Source organism: Pseudomonas sp. BNK-44-b, assembly GCF_047456245.1.
GTDB classification, from domain to species: domain Bacteria; phylum Pseudomonadota; class Gammaproteobacteria; order Pseudomonadales; family Pseudomonadaceae; genus Aquipseudomonas; species Aquipseudomonas machongensis.
The window spans coordinates 1408508-1422125 of the sequence record NZ_CP179908.1; the positions used below are offsets into that span (position 1 = coordinate 1408508).

Consider the following 13618-nt stretch of genomic DNA (forward strand, 5'->3'; position numbering starts at 1 on the left):
AAGGAGAGCGCCCATGCTGATCGTTGCCGACGAAAATATCCCGCTGCTCGATGCCTTCTTCGCCGGATTCGGCGAAATCCGCCGTTACCCTGGCCGGGCCATCGATGCAGCCTGTGTCAGGGATGCCGATCTGCTGCTGGTGCGCTCGGTCACCCGCGTCGACCGGCAACTGCTCGAAGGCAGCAAGGTGCGCTTCGTCGGCACTTGCACCATCGGCACCGACCACCTTGATCTCGAATACTTCGCTCAGGCCGACATCCACTGGAGCAGCGCGCCTGGCTGCAACGCCCGCGGCGTGGTGGACTACGTGCTGGGCAGCCTGCTGACCCTGGCCGAGCTCGATGGCGTGGAGCTGCCCAAGCGGGTGTATGGCGTGGTTGGAGCCGGTGAGGTGGGCGGGCGTCTGGTCCGTGTACTGCGGGGCTTGGGCTGGCAGGTGCTGGTGTGCGATCCGCTGCGCGCAGCCAGCGAAGAGGGCGACTTCGTCAGCCTGGACACGTTGCTTGAACAGTGTGACACCATCAGCCTGCATACCCCGCTGCAACGCGGCGGCGAACATCCGACCTGGCATCTGCTCGGTGCGCGGCAACTGGCCCGCCTGCGCCCAGGGGCCTGGCTGATCAATGCCAGCCGCGGGCCGGTAGTGGACAACGACGCCCTGCGCGAGCTGCTGCTGGACCGCGAGGATGTCCACGCGGTGCTGGATGTCTGGGAGGGCGAGCCGCAGGTCGACCTGGCGCTGGCCGACCTGTGCACCCTGGCCACGCCGCATATCGCCGGCTACAGCCTCGATGGCAAGCAGCGCGGGACCGCGCAGATCTACCAGGCCTTCTGCCGTTCGCAAGGTTTGCCGGAGCAGGTGCACCTGGCCGACCTGCTGCCGTCGCCAGCGCTGGCACGCCTGGACTTCGATGCCAGCGCCGACCCGGCCTGGGCGCTGGCAACCCTGTGCCGTGCGGTCTACGACCCGCGTCGCGACGATGCGGATTTTCGTCGCAGCCTGAGCGAGGATCCCACCGAGCAACGTGCGGCATTCGACCTGCTGCGCAAGCAGTATCCGGTCCGTCGCGAGATCGAAGGGCTGGCGGTACGGGTACAGGGTGACGCGCCACAGCTGGTGCAGGCCATCAATGCTCTGGGCGCGGTGCTGGTCTAGCCCACGTCGGGTGCGGGTGTCTGCCAGGCGGGTTTACGGGCAATCTGTAAATTTCGTAAATAAGATTTAAACCTATTTGAGAATCATTATATTCGCCATCCCTGACGGACCCGCCTTTTTGCCGGGCCGGTGGGCGAGGGGCCTGCCGACCGGGGCGCGGCTTGCTTCTCGCACACGATTTCAGGAGATGTACCGATGCACACCCGACCTTCCCCGCACCGCCTGGCGCTGGCCATCGTTGCCCTGGCCGCGCCCGTGGCAACGACTTCAGCATTCGCCGAGCAGGCGCTGGTCATCGAAGACACGCTGGTGACCGCCGAGCGTGAGGCGCGCCAGGCGCTGGGATCGTCGGTCATCACCGAAGAGGACATCAAGCGCCGCCCGCCGGCCAATGACCTGTCCGACATCATCCGCCGCGAACCGGGGGTCAACCTCACCGGCAACAGTGCCAGCGGCGCCCGTGGCAACAACCGGCAGATCGACCTGCGCGACATGGGCCCGGAAAACACCCTGATCCTGATCGATGGCAAGCCATCGAGTGCACGCAACTCGGTGCGCTATGGCTGGAACGGCGACCGCGATACCCGCGGCGAGACCAACTGGGTGCCGGCCGAAGCGGTCGAGCGCATCGAGATCCTGCGTGGCCCCGCAGCCGCGCGCTATGGCTCGGGCGCCATGGGCGGGGTGGTCAACATCATCACCAAGCGCCCCAGCGAAGCACTCAAGGGCAGCGTCAGCCTGTACACCCTGATGCCTGAGGACAGCGCCGAGGGCGCCAGCCACCGGACCAACTTCAATCTCGGTGGTGGCCTGACCGACAACCTGGGGTTCCGTCTCTACGGCGGCCTGGCCAAGACCGACGCCGACGACCTGGGCATCAACGCCGCACACGCCGGCAGCTCGACCGTGGCCGGGCGCGAGGGTGTGCGCAACAAGGATATCAACGGCCTGCTGAGCTGGAAGGTCAACGACGAGCATCGCCTGGAGATGAGCGCAGGCTACAGCCGCCAGGGCAATATCTACGCTGGCGACACCATGAACAGCAACGGCGGTGGCAACGCGCAACTGATCTCCAGCCTGTATGGCCACGAGACCAACGTGATGCAGCGCAACACCTACGACCTGACGCACCTGGGCGACTTCACCTGGGGCACCAGCAAGACCGTGTTGGCCTATGAGTACGTGCGCAACTGGCGCTTGAACGAGGGCATGGCCGGGCGTACCGAAGGGGCGATCGACGGCAACGATGCGGCATTCTCGCGCTTGCGCAACACGCGCTTGTCGAGCGAGGTCAACTTGCCGTTCGCCGTGGGCGCCACGGAGCACGTGCTGACCGTTGGCGGCGAGTACCTCTATGAAACCCTCAACGACCAGGGCTCGTTCCGTCCGCAGAGCTCCGACCCGACAGGCGTTGGCAACGACGTGATCGCAGGCTTCGACCGTAGCGATTCGAAGATGCAGGCGCGCAGCCATGCCTTGTTCGTCGAGGACAACATCATCATTGGCGCGACCACCGTCACGCCGGGTCTGCGTTTCGATCACCACGAGACCTTCGGCGACAACTTCAGCCCCAGCCTGAACCTGTCGCACAAGATCACCGACGAACTGACCTTCAAGGGCGGCATCGCCCGTGCCTACAAGACGCCGAACCTGTACCAGTCCAACCCCAGCTACCTGCTCTACAGCCGCGGCAATGGCTGCAGCGTGCAGCAGACCAACTCCGGCGGCTGCTACCTGCAGGGCAACGCCGACCTCAAGCCTGAGATCAGCGTCAACAAGGAGATCGGCCTGCTGTATGACCGCGGCACCTGGCGCACCAGTGCGACCTATTTCCGCAACGACTACCAGAACAAGATCATTGGCGGCACCGACGTGGTCTACGCGATCAATGGCGGCAGTCGTGTGACCCAGTGGGAAAACGCCGGCAAGGCACGGGTAGAGGGCCTCGAGGGCAACCTGTTCGTCGAGCTCACCCCGAGCCTGGACTGGAACACCAACCTGACCTGGATGCTCGACAACGACAACCGCGAGACCGGCGAGCCGCTGTCGGTGATCCCCGAGTACACGGTCAACACCACCCTGGATTGGCGTGCGACCGACAAGTTGTCGCTGCAGCTGGCCGGTACCTGGTTCGGCAAGCAGAAGTCGCCGACCTGGAACTACCGCACCCAGGAGCGCTATGACGAGTCGGCGCAGAAGGATGTCGAAGCCTATGGGCTGGTGGATGTGAGTGCCGGGTACAAGTTCAACGCCAACTACGATGTGCGGGTGGGGGTGAACAACGTGTTCGACAAGCAGATCCTGCGCGGCGGCAACGCCAGCAGCGCCGGTGCCAACACCTACAACCAGCCGGGCCGGGCGCTGTTTGCGGCGTTGAATATTTCGTTCTGATATCAAAACACGGGCGCCCCCCTGTAGGAGCGGGGTCGTCCCGCGATCGGGCGCGTAGCGGCCGTAGATCAGGCAACCGGGGTATTCCTGAAACACCTCGAAGCCCTGTTTTACGGCCGCTTCGCGCCCGATCGCGGGACGAGCCCGCTCCTACAGGGTATGTGACGTTTTTCAGGTCGATCAACGGTGGCGCTTAGCACTCAATTGCGGGCAACAACACCGCGCGCTGCTCCAGCCAGCGCTCGAAGCAGGTGAAGGTCGCGACCGCCGCAGCCACGGCGCGGGCCTGGTTTTCGGGTGACAGGGGGCGCCGATCCAGGCGTTCGATAAAGCCGCGCCAGTGGCTGGCGGTGGCGCTGCCATACACATCGAGAAAACCACCGCCGCTGTCGGCGTCGATACCCAGGCGCTGCGCCATGGCACGCTTGAGCACCTGGCCACCGAGGGTGGAGCCCTCCAGTACGTACATCACACCCAGCGCGCTGGCCTCATCGGTGATGGCTGGCAAGTCCCGGCACAGCGGCAGCGCGTCTATCTGCTCGGCACTCAGCTTGAGGGCCTGCAGGTCGCGGCACAGCGCCTCAGCCTTGTTGCGCTCACTGCCCTGGTGCATGGCCAACAATGCTTCGAGCGGTGCGTGAAAGCCGTAGTACGCCTCGATGAGGCGGCGATAGGCGTCATGGTCGAAACCTTCGCTGAAAAACGGCAGGCGCGCCTCCAGGGCCTTGTGACAGGCTTGTGTACCTTCACGCAGAGCGAGCAGGACAGGACCGGGAGGGGGGCGGGAGGTGATGGTCATCGAATCGACTCTGATGGCTAATTGCCTGGGTTAGACTGGCGATCCTAACGCAGCGTTCCTCGATGCCCTAATCCTCATTTGCCAGAGAAACTCCAAGGTGAAAGCCGTCCGTCTGACCCTGGTCTGCCATGCCCTGACCCACGCCCAGAAAACCGGGCGATTTGCGCTGGCCGACGATCCCGTACTGGGCGATGCCCCGCTGTTGAAGGCTGTGCCCGACGGAGTGCAAGTACTCAGCGCACCCGAACTGCGCGCCCGTGAAACCGCCGCCTGGCTCGCCCCCGAGGTGCGTATCGAGACGGCGCTGGCCGACTGTGACATGGGGCATTGGCAGGGCGTTGCGCTCAAGCAGTTGCAGCGCGAGCAGAGCGAAGCCCTGGCGTGGTGGCAGGTCGACGTGGACGCGGCGCCCCATGGTGGAGAGTCCTTCGCCGCGCTGCACAAGCGCGTGGCGCAGTGGCTGGAGGCATTCGACACGCCGGGCGACTGGTGGGCGGTCACGCACCCGATGGTGATGCGCGCCGCGATGGTCGAAGTGCTCGGCAGTTCGCTCGGGGCCGACCAGCGTATCGATATCCCGCCGTGCTCACGGCTCGAACTCAGCCGAACCGAGGTCTGGCGCATGCGCCTGGGCCCGGCCTGAGGGGCGGGATCAGAAGGCCAGGTTGTAGCCGATCAGCAGCAGCATGCCCGCCAGGCAGGGACGCAGCACACGATCGGAGATGCGGCCTGTGAGGTGGCTGCCCAGGTAGATGCCCGGCAGCGAGCCGAGCAGCAGGTAGCCGAGCAGCGACCAGTCCATGTTGCCCATGCCGGCATGGCCCAGGCCCGCGACCAGGGTCAGTGGCACGGCGTGGGCGATTTCGGTGCCGACCAGGCGCCGGGTCACCAGGAACGGGTAGAGCAGGAACAGCGCCACGGTGCCCAGGGCGCCGGCACCGATCGAGGTCAGGGTGACCATGACCCCGAGCACTACACCGGTGATCACGGTGAGGAGGTTCAGGCTGCGGTCGCTGAGATGGTAGTGATCGCCTGCATGCTTGCTGGCGAAGGCCTGCAGGCGCGACTTGAACAGGATCGCCAGGGCGGTAAGGATCAGCACCACCGCCAGGCCCTGCTTGATGATGGCGTTGAGTGCCGAGGTATCGGCATGCAGGGTGCTGAGGAACCACAGGGTCAGCGCTGCCGCGGGCACGCTGCCCAGGCTCAGCCAGCCGGTGATCTTCCAGTCGATGTTCTTGTTGCGTGCATGCACCCAGACGCCACTGGCCTTGGTGATTGCCGCGTAGAGCAGGTCGGTGCCCACGGCGGTGGCGGGATTGATACCGAACCACAGCAGGATCGGCGTCATCAGCGAACCGCCGCCGACGCCGGTCATGCCAACGATGAAGCCCACGACCAGCCCGGCAATGGTGAAACCGAAAGAACCTACATCCATACGCTACTCAATCTGCCCGCTAGCCCGTTGTCGGATGGCAGAAGGATATAGATTGTTCTTTATAGCCAAATAGAATTGTTCGTTATTAGGTTATAACGCGGCAGCGCCACAGGTCTCCTGTAGGAGCGGGCTTGCCCGCGAAAAGAACACCGCGGAGCATGGCACCGGCTGCGCCGGTGATCGCGGGGCAAGCCCGCTCCCACAGGGGATTGGGCTGACCTTTAGATTTTGAGTAAGACAGTGACTCCCACAGGGATTGAGCTGGCTGTCAGATTTTGAATAAGACAGCTGCTCCTCCAAGTGCAGTGAAGCAGTTTCAGATCCTGAAACTGCCCACCAACTGCTTCAAGCGTCCCGCCTGCTGGGTCAGCGCATCGCAGTGGCGCAGGGTTTCGTTGAGGTTCTGCACCCCTTGCTGGTTGAGTGCGTTGATCTGGGTGATATCCAAGTTCAAGCTCTCGACCACCGCGCTCTGTTCCTCGGTCGCCGTGGCCACCGACTGGTTCATGCCATCGATCTCGCCGATGCGCAGGGTCACGCTGGCCAGGCGCTCGCCCGCCTGGTTGGCCACCTGCACGGTCTGCTCGCTGGAGACCTGGCTGGCGTTCATGGTGTGCACCGCCTCGCGCGAGCCAACCTGCAGGCTGGTGATCATGCGGTGGATCTCTTCGGCCGACTCCTGGGTGCGGTGTGCCAGGTTGCGCACCTCGTCGGCGACCACGGCGAAGCCTCGGCCCGCTTCCCCGGCGCGCGCGGCTTCGATGGCGGCGTTGAGCGCCAGCAGGTTGGTCTGCTGGGAGATGCCCTTGATCACGTCGAGGATCTTGCCGATCTCGTCGGTGCTGGCGTTGAGGGTTTCGATCTGCTCGCACGACTCGCTGATCTTGTGCGACAGCGCGGTCATGGCGTTGATCGCATCCTCCACCACCTGGCGCCCGTCGTTGGCCTGATCGCTGGCGCCGCTGGCGTGCTGCGAGGCATCGGCGGCATTGCGTGCGATTTCCTGGGTGGCGGCGCCGAGCTGATTGATCGCTGCCGCCACGCTGTTGGTACGCAGGCTTTGTTCCTCGGAGCCGTTGATCGAGGCGTTGGAAGCACTCATCACCTGTTCGGACAGGTCGTGCACCTGCCGCGTGGCCGAGGCCACTTCACTGATCGAGGCGTGGATACGCTCGACGAAGCGGTTGAAGGCCATGGCCAGCTCGCCGAACTCGTCCTTGTGCTGCACCTGCAAGCGACGGGTGAGGTCGCCTTCGCCTTCGGCGATATCGTGCATGGCGCGGCCCATGGTGGTCAGCGGGCGCATCAGCAGGGGGATCAGCAGGCCGAGCACGGCAGCGATGGCAGCCACGGCAATGATCATGGCGATGATGGCCGAACTGCGGAACTGGCCGAGGGCGGCGTAGGCCTTGTCTTTGTCGATGGACAGGCCGATGTACCACTGCGCCGAGGGTAGCCCCTTGACCTGGGTGAAGGAGACGATCCGCTCTTCGCCGCCGAGGGTCACGTCCTGCATGCCCGGCTCGACCCGCAGGCCGCTGCCGGGGTAGATGTCCTTGAGGTTCTTCATCAGCTGGTCCTTGTCGGGGCTGACGATTACCTGGCCTTCACGGTCGACCAGGAAGGCGTGGCCGATACCGCCGAAGTCCACCGCGTTGATGATGTCGACCAGGCTGTCCAGGCTCAGGTCACCACCGACAACCCCGAGCAGCTCACCATTGTTGCGGGCCTTGACCGGTATGGCGATGGTCACCACCAGGCCGCCCACCGATGCCTGGTAGGGCGGTGTCAGCAGGGTCTGGTTGGCGCTCACCGCAGCGGTGTACCAAGGGCGTTTGCGCGGGTCGTAGCCTTCGGGCATCTGTGCGTCGGGGCGCTGGGTGAACAGCCCGGTGTTCTGGCCGAAGTAGGTGAACTGGAAGTTGCTGGTGTATGAGGGTTGGTCGACCAGCCCGGCGACCTGATTGCCGGTGCCTTGCTGGGCGATGTCCTGGGCGAGGTTCTCCAGGATCAGGATGCGTCCGCCCATCCAGTTCTGCACGCTGCTGGCGGTGAGCGCGCCGGCCTGCTGGACCGAGGATTCGATGTTCTGGCGGATGGTGTTGCGTTGCAGGTAGTCGTTGTAGAGGGTAAACAATGCGAATGCCAATACCACGACACCGCAGGCGCTGAGGAGGATCTTGTGGCGGAACTTCAGGTTCATGTTTCGAGACCTTGAGCCGATGCTGGGGAGGCCGCCATGCACTTTTGGCGCGTAGCGACGCCTGTCGGGATCGGTATCGGCCTGCCGGTCAAAAGGTTGAGTTAGACGTTGTTCTGGCCGACGAGCGGCCATGTGCGGATCAACCGCCAGCCAGCAGCTCCACCAGCGCCCGCGCGGCCTGCCCGAGGGGCTGTTGCTTGAGCCACAGCGCATGCACCGGCAACTGCAGTTCGTTGCGGGTGTTGCGAAACGCCAGGCGCACCAGCCGCCCGGCTTCCACCAAGGGGGCGACCCGTGTTGCCGGCAGGTCGCCCCAGCCGAGGCCTGCTTCGACCATCTGCAGGGCCAGGTCGACGCTGTCGGTGCGCCAGTGCGTGGTGCCGATCAGCGAGCGGGTGTCGCGCAGCGGCAGGTCGCGGCTGTGTACCAGGATCTGACGGAGGCTGACCAGGTCTTCGAGGTCGCGGATGCGCCCCTGGCGCAGTGCTGGATGGTTGGGCGACAAGGCTGCCACCAGCGACTCGCTGCCCAGGTGCTGGAAGCTGCGCTGCGGATCGACCTGCAACCCGGCAAAGGCCAGGCACAGCCCGACGCGGCCGCTGTCCAGCAGGTGCAGGGCGTCCTCCTGCGGTGCGCTGAGCAGCTCGATGTCCAGCAGCGGATAGCGTTCGCCCAGCCGCGCAATGGCGGCCAGTAGCGGACGCGGGTCGATGTCCGGCACCACGGCGATCGCCAGGCTGCTTTCCAGCCCTCGCGACAGTTCAAGCGCATGCACTTGCAGTAACCCCAGTTGCTCGGCGATCAGCCGTGCGTGCGGCTCCAGAGCGCGGGCGCGGTCTGTGGCGCGGACCTCGCGTGCTCCGCGCTCGAACAGCGCGTAGCCGAGTTCGGCCTCGAGATTGCCGATGGCCATGCTCACCGCCGATGGCACCCGCCCCAGCACCCGTGCGGCAGCGGAGAACGAGCCGCGGTCGAGCACGGCGAGGAACAGTTGGATGTTGTCGCTGGAAAAGTTCATGCAGTTCTCCTTTCAGTCAATCTGAAAGGTGCTGACTTTTTCTGTCAAGAATATTGACTCATTCTCGTCGCCTTCATTTCCTGCGTTCCGAGGTAATCACGGTGCAAGGCGTCAAGCGCAAACTGGTCTACGTGACCTTCTATGAACTGATCGGCCTGGGCATGTCGACCCTGGGGCTGGCCTATCTCTCCGATACCCCGGCCTCGCACACCGGCCCCCTGGCGGTAATGATCACCACCATCGCCATGTTCTGGAACCTGGTCTACAACAGCCTGTTCGAACACTGGGAGAGCCGTCAGGCCAAGCGTGGGCGCAGCCTGGCACGTCGTGTGGCGCACGCGGTGGGCTTCCAGCTGACGCTGGTGCTGTACCTGATTCCGCTGATTGCCTGGTGGCTGGACATGAGCCTGGTCGAGGCATTCGTGGTGGACCTGGCGTTCATCGTGCTGGTGCCGTGCTACACCTTCGCCTACAACTGGGCGTTCGACCGCATCTTCGGCCTGCCGACCTCGGCCATGGCAGTGGCCTGAGGCGTCAGGGCCGGCCAGCACCCGACAGCAAGCCATCCTCGACCTGCCCCGACAGGTAGTACACCCCCGAGAGCGCACCGCTCTGGCGGTTTTCCATCAGTTCGCGCCATTCCTCGTTCAGCGCCACGTTGAGGATCACCCGCAGTTGCTCGACCATCTGCGGCTGTTCGCGGTCATGGGTCATCATGCCGAAACCGGCCACCGCCACCGAGATCATCGCTCCGGCGGCCTTGCCTACTGCGGCCGCCACCGCGCTGGCGATGCCGCGCGGGGCCAGGGTGGCGCCGAGTTTTTCGCTGGCGCGGGTGGCCACCGACGACAGCCCTACCTCGGTTTGCCCGGGAGCCTTGGCAGCCTGGCCGTGCAGGTGCTGGCGCAGCGCCTGCCAGGCGGGCTGCTGGTCCAGTGACTGAGCGCGCAGCAGTTGGTAGAGCGTCGCATCCCTGGCCGCGGGCGGGCCCAGGGCGATGGCCGCAAGGTGATTCAGACGCTGGCTGACCTGATCGGGCGGGGCGTTGTAGCGTTGGATGATTGTCGGCAACTGCTTGGCGAACAGTTCCAGGTACAGCGCGCTGGCACGGTCGCGGATGCCTTCGGGGTTGATCTGCTCGGCGACCGGTTCGATCACCCGTTCGTGGTACTGCGCCTGCAGGTACAGCGCCAGGCGTTTTTCCGGTGGGTCACTGCCGTTGCCGCTGTTCATCTTGTACCAGGCAACCTTGAGAGTCAGCCACTGCTGGGTCCAGTAGCCGGTGAACCAGGGGATGAAGTCGCTTTCGGTGCGTTGCTGCACCTGTTCGCGCCAGACCCGCATCGAGCGACGGGCATAGTCGCTGGCCGAGCCGGTGGCGGCAACCGAGGCGCCAATCAGGTCCTGGTCGATCTGTTGCCAGAGGGCGGGGGTGAGCGTGGCCGGGGGCGGGGCGGGTGAGGTGCGTTTGCCGGCACAGCCAGCCAGGGCCAGCAGCAGGCACAGCAGCAAGAGGGGAATGCGCGGGTTCACGCGGGTAGCCTCCCTGGGTAGAGGCTGGATGAGGTCTTCTGATTATAGGAGCGGGAAGGGCCGCAGAGCGGCCCCTTTTTGCAGTGCGAAAGCCATGTTCAGCCCTCGCGTTTCAGATGCAGCAGCGGATACGGATCGCCCTGGCCATCGACTTCGCTGCGTCCGGTCTGGACGAAGCCCTGGCTGAGGTAGAAACCCACGGCCTGCGGGTTCTGTTCGTTGACATCGACCTCGCGCACGCCCAGTTCGGCGACGACGTCAGCCAACAGCGTCTTGCCGATGCCCTGGCCGCGGTAGATCGGATCGACGAAGAGCATCTCCAGCTTGCCCTCGTGTACCCCGGCGAAGCCGAGGATCTGCCCCTGTTCATCGTACGCGGCGCGCAGCTGGACGAAGCCCAGGTACTGGTCGCGTACCAGCGGGCGCAGGCGTTCGATGTAGCCTTCGGGAAGAAAATCGTGCGTGGCCCGCACCGAGGCTTCCCACAGTTCGGTCAGTCGCTCGAACTGCTCTGCGCCGACTGGCGCGATGGTGTGTTGCATAAGACCTCCTGGCGTGTAATTGCCGGGCGCATGGTAAGGCGCCCGGCAAGCCTTGGCCAGCGAGGCCTCAGCTCGGCCAGCAGGACTGGCGGATCACGCTGCAGAAGTTGCCGGGATGGAAACCCGGTTCCTTGTCGGCGATGACATCGCCCTTGACGTTGCCGAAGGTGGTCTGCGGCTTGTGGCGGATGCCATCGTAGAAGGCCTGGATGATCGCTTCCTTGAACTGCTCGCCGCGAGGGTGGGCCTGGACCACGGCGTCGCGCTCGGTAGTGCTCAGCCCCTCGTGGTGCAGGCCGAGGACGTCGGTCTCGACACCGGCGGTCACCAGTGCGATCAGCGGGTGCATGAACTCCGGAATACCCGGTGTGGTGTGCAGGGCAATGGCGGTCCAGACCCGCTCGATGTCGCGTTCGGCGATGCCATGGCCCTTGAGGAAGTCGCGGGCGGCGTTGGCACCGTCGACCTCGAAGCGGCAGCAGTCGCTGCTGTGCTGATGGGTCAGGCCCATATCGTGGAACATGCAGCCGCAGTACAGCAGTTCGCTGTCGAACTTCAGACCCAGGCGCTTGCCGGCCAGGGCGGCGAAGTAGAACACCCGGCTGGAGTGGTGGAACAGCAGCGGCGAGGCGGTGTCGCGGACCAGTTCGGTGATTTCACGGGCCATGGCGCTGTCAGGCACCTGGATACCGGCGATGGAGGTGGACATGGGTGACTCCTGGTGTGGTGGTGGAGTCAGTGTGGCGGGGCGAGTGATTGTCCTCAATTGACGTTATGCGTCATATCCTGCCATTGTCGGTCTGCGACAGACATGGCCTGCGCACGGGTTCGGCCGGGGTTTTATGCTGTCGCTACTCACCCTTTTGCGCGCCTACAGGATCTCCAGATGCCCTCGCTGACCCTCGCCATCCTTGCCATGCCCGGCGTCCAGTTGCTCGATGCCAGCGGCCCGCTCGATGTCTTCGCCGAGGCCAACCGCCAGGCCGGTCGCGAGGTGTATCGCCTGCGCCTGCTGGCCTGTGAACCCGGCCCACTGGTCAGTTCATCCGGCGCACGCCTGCTGCCCGATGGCTGGATCGACGACACCCACGAGCCCATCGACACCCTGCTGATCGCCGGTACGCCGCAGGCGGCCAGCCAGCACCTGCGCAGCGGCATCCTCGACTGGCTGCGTGGGCGCGCCGCCAGTTGTCGACGCTACGGATCAGTCTGTACTGGCGCCTTCGCCCTGGCGGCTGCCGGCCTGCTCGATGGCCGACGCATCACCACGCACTGGGCGGTCGCCGAGGCCTTGGCCGAGCGCTATCCCGAGGTGCAGGTGGACGCCGATGCGATCCAGGTCCATGACGGCAAGGTGCGCACTGCGGCGGGGGTGACGTCCGGGCTGGACCTGGCGTTGAGCCTGGTGGAGGAGGACCTGGGGCGAGAGCTCGCCAAGCAGGTGGCAGGGCAGTTGGTGATGTACTTCAAGCGTCCGGGCGGGCAATTGCAGTTCAGTCGCCAGGGCGCCTCGTCGCCGGTCGGGCGCTCGGTGCTTCAGGGGTTGCAGCGCTATGTGGCCGCCAATCCGGCCGAGGATCACAGCATCGCCAGCCTGGCGCAGCGGGCGGGTCTCAGCCCGCGGCACTTCGCCCGGCTGTTCCAGGCCGATGTGGGCATGACCCCGGCGGCCTGGGTGGAACTGGCACGGGTCAATGCCGCCCGTGAGCGCCTCGAGGGCGGACGCGAGCCGCCCAAGCAGGTGGCCGCCTTGTGTGGCTTCGCCAATGTCGACACCCTGCGCCGCGCCTTCGTGCGGCATGTCGGGGTCACCCCGGCGGACTACCGCAAACGTTACGCGCGCACGCTCTGATCGAGGTCGAGCTTGGCTTCGAGGCGGTCCAGGTGCTGGTGCATCAACGCCAGCGCCGCGGTGCTGTCGCCATCTTCCACCGCGTCGATGATTGCCGCGTGCTCTTCCCAGGCGCAGTGCTCGCAGCAGGGCGACTCGTAGCGGGCGATGATCAGCGAAGTCATCGGCACCAGGCCATTGAGAAAGCGCGCCAAGGGTGCGTTGTTGGCCATTTGCGCAAGCTTGAGGTGGAATTCGCCGCCCAGACGGATGGCCGTGCAGCGCTCGCCGCGTTCGTGGTGCAGGCGCTCGCGCTCGACCAGTTGGCGCAGTTGCCGGATCTGCCCCGGACGCGCGCGCTGGGTGGCCAGGCCGATCAGTGTGGTTTCAGCCAGGCGCCGTGCACTCAGCACCTGGCGCGCCTGCTGTGGATCGGGCGCGGCCAGGTGTGCGGTGTGGCTGGGGCGTTGCACCACTACCTGCTGGTCGGCCAGGCGCCCGAGCACCCGGCGGATCACTGTGCGGCTGACGCCGAAGGCATTGCCCAGCGCTTGCTCGGGCAGGGCGCTGCCAGGTGGCAGGCGCTGTTCGAGGATGGCGTCGAACAGGCGCGGGTAGATCTGTTCGGCTCCCAGGCGGCCTTCGCCGGTCTTGATCAACTGGGGCAGGCACGGGTCGGCGTGGGCGAAGGCGGTCATGATCGCTCT

Annotated in this window: 13 protein-coding genes and 1 pseudogene; 5 read left to right on the top strand and 9 right to left on the bottom strand. The window is 65.3% G+C overall.

The window, feature by feature from the left end; all coding sequences use genetic code 11:
• The first annotated feature begins 13 nt into the window (after window positions 1-13).
• Entirely contained in the window at window positions 14-1156 is a 1143-nt protein-coding gene (gene pdxB / locus ACMGGG_RS06635; RefSeq protein ID WP_414155088.1) for a 4-phosphoerythronate dehydrogenase PdxB, read from the top strand.
• Between the two features lie 195 nt (window positions 1157-1351).
• Complete coding sequence (locus tag ACMGGG_RS06640; protein ID WP_414155089.1) at window positions 1352-3547, top strand: TonB-dependent siderophore receptor; 2196 nt, start codon at window positions 1352-1354, stop codon at window positions 3545-3547.
• 193 nt (window positions 3548-3740) lie between these two features.
• Here ACMGGG_RS06640 and ACMGGG_RS06645 read toward each other — a convergent pair whose 3' ends face one another.
• Complete coding sequence (locus ACMGGG_RS06645) at window positions 3741-4346, bottom strand: biliverdin-producing heme oxygenase (RefSeq protein WP_414155090.1); 606 nt, start codon at window positions 4344-4346, stop codon at window positions 3741-3743.
• A 97-nt stretch (window positions 4347-4443) separates the two neighbouring features.
• Here ACMGGG_RS06645 and ACMGGG_RS06650 point away from each other — a divergent pair, with 97 nt between their 5' ends.
• Window positions 4444-4989: a histidine phosphatase family protein gene (locus tag ACMGGG_RS06650; protein ID WP_414155091.1), complete on the top strand. Its 546-nt coding sequence runs from the start codon at window positions 4444-4446 to the stop codon at window positions 4987-4989.
• 9 nt (window positions 4990-4998) lie between these two features.
• Here ACMGGG_RS06650 and ACMGGG_RS06655 read toward each other — a convergent pair whose 3' ends face one another.
• The 4 genes and pseudogenes from ACMGGG_RS06655 to ACMGGG_RS06670 all read right to left on the bottom strand — a co-directional run bounded on the left by ACMGGG_RS06655 (window position 4999) and on the right by ACMGGG_RS06670 (window position 9005).
• Window positions 4999-5784, bottom strand: coding sequence for a sulfite exporter TauE/SafE family protein (locus tag ACMGGG_RS06655; RefSeq protein WP_414155092.1), 786 nt, complete (start codon window positions 5782-5784; stop codon window positions 4999-5001).
• A gap of 316 nt (window positions 5785-6100) precedes the next feature.
• Window positions 6101-6979 carry a methyl-accepting chemotaxis protein gene (locus tag ACMGGG_RS06660; protein ID WP_371926246.1) on the bottom strand — a complete coding sequence of 293 codons (879 nt, stop codon included), beginning with the start codon at window positions 6977-6979 and terminating at the stop codon, window positions 6101-6103.
• Window positions 6956-8200: pseudogene (locus ACMGGG_RS06665) on the bottom strand (cache domain-containing protein); the annotation flags it as partial. The gene ACMGGG_RS06660 and the pseudogene ACMGGG_RS06665, both read right to left, overlap by 24 nt.
• The gene (locus ACMGGG_RS06670) at window positions 8127-9005 is read right to left on the bottom strand and encodes a LysR family transcriptional regulator (protein ID WP_063544036.1); all 879 of its coding nucleotides are present in this window, start codon (window positions 9003-9005) and stop codon (window positions 8127-8129) included. The gene ACMGGG_RS06670 and the pseudogene ACMGGG_RS06665, both read right to left, overlap by 74 nt.
• A gap of 101 nt (window positions 9006-9106) precedes the next feature.
• Here ACMGGG_RS06670 and ACMGGG_RS06675 point away from each other — a divergent pair, with 101 nt between their 5' ends.
• Window positions 9107-9535 (top strand): PACE efflux transporter, encoded by a 429-nt coding sequence (locus ACMGGG_RS06675; RefSeq protein ID WP_054892437.1) that lies wholly within the window; start codon window positions 9107-9109, stop codon window positions 9533-9535.
• Window positions 9536-9539: 4 nt separating this feature from the next.
• On the opposite strand, the gene ACMGGG_RS06680 is transcribed toward ACMGGG_RS06675, so the two are convergent.
• From ACMGGG_RS06680 to ACMGGG_RS06690, 3 genes are all read right to left on the bottom strand, one after another.
• Complete coding sequence (locus ACMGGG_RS06680) at window positions 9540-10538, bottom strand: hypothetical protein (RefSeq protein WP_414155093.1); 999 nt, start codon at window positions 10536-10538, stop codon at window positions 9540-9542.
• 98 nt (window positions 10539-10636) lie between these two features.
• Window positions 10637-11080 (bottom strand): GNAT family N-acetyltransferase, encoded by a 444-nt coding sequence (locus ACMGGG_RS06685; RefSeq protein ID WP_112897857.1) that lies wholly within the window; start codon window positions 11078-11080, stop codon window positions 10637-10639.
• A 67-nt stretch (window positions 11081-11147) separates the two neighbouring features.
• Window positions 11148-11789, bottom strand: a complete 642-nt coding sequence (locus ACMGGG_RS06690) for an HD domain-containing protein (protein ID WP_063544044.1) — start codon at window positions 11787-11789, stop codon at window positions 11148-11150.
• Window positions 11790-11966: 177 nt separating this feature from the next.
• On the opposite strand from ACMGGG_RS06690, the gene ACMGGG_RS06695 reads away from it, so the two are divergent.
• Window positions 11967-12932: a GlxA family transcriptional regulator gene (locus ACMGGG_RS06695; RefSeq protein ID WP_414155094.1), complete on the top strand. Its 966-nt coding sequence runs from the start codon at window positions 11967-11969 to the stop codon at window positions 12930-12932.
• Here ACMGGG_RS06695 and ACMGGG_RS06700 read toward each other — a convergent pair.
• Complete coding sequence (locus ACMGGG_RS06700; protein WP_054892432.1) at window positions 12914-13609, bottom strand: GntR family transcriptional regulator; 696 nt, start codon at window positions 13607-13609, stop codon at window positions 12914-12916. The two genes, ACMGGG_RS06695 and ACMGGG_RS06700, sit on opposite strands and share 19 nt — an antisense overlap.
• Window positions 13610-13618: the final 9 nt, after the last annotated feature.

What these genes read in the sequence shown, in the direction of transcription:
- ACMGGG_RS06670 (WP_063544036.1), bottom strand. Translation starts at nt 9,005, where the DNA reads ATGAACTTTTCCAGCGACAACATCCAACTGTTCCTCGCCGTGCTCGAC.
- ACMGGG_RS06695 (WP_414155094.1), top strand. Translation starts at nt 11,967, where the DNA reads ATGCCCTCGCTGACCCTCGCCATCCTTGCCATGCCCGGCGTCCAGTTG.
- ACMGGG_RS06690 (WP_063544044.1), bottom strand. Translation starts at nt 11,789, where the DNA reads ATGTCCACCTCCATCGCCGGTATCCAGGTGCCTGACAGCGCCATGGCC.
- ACMGGG_RS06660 (WP_371926246.1), bottom strand. Translation starts at nt 6,979, where the DNA reads ATGGCCTTCAACCGCTTCGTCGAGCGTATCCACGCCTCGATCAGTGAA.
- pdxB (WP_414155088.1), top strand. Translation starts at nt 14, where the DNA reads ATGCTGATCGTTGCCGACGAAAATATCCCGCTGCTCGATGCCTTCTTC.
- ACMGGG_RS06655 (WP_414155092.1), bottom strand. Translation starts at nt 5,784, where the DNA reads ATGGATGTAGGTTCTTTCGGTTTCACCATTGCCGGGCTGGTCGTGGGC.
- ACMGGG_RS06700 (WP_054892432.1), bottom strand. Translation starts at nt 13,609, where the DNA reads ATGACCGCCTTCGCCCACGCCGACCCGTGCCTGCCCCAGTTGATCAAG.
- ACMGGG_RS06685 (WP_112897857.1), bottom strand. Translation starts at nt 11,080, where the DNA reads ATGCAACACACCATCGCGCCAGTCGGCGCAGAGCAGTTCGAGCGACTG.
- ACMGGG_RS06640 (WP_414155089.1), top strand. Translation starts at nt 1,352, where the DNA reads ATGCACACCCGACCTTCCCCGCACCGCCTGGCGCTGGCCATCGTTGCC.
- ACMGGG_RS06645 (WP_414155090.1), bottom strand. Translation starts at nt 4,346, where the DNA reads ATGACCATCACCTCCCGCCCCCCTCCCGGTCCTGTCCTGCTCGCTCTG.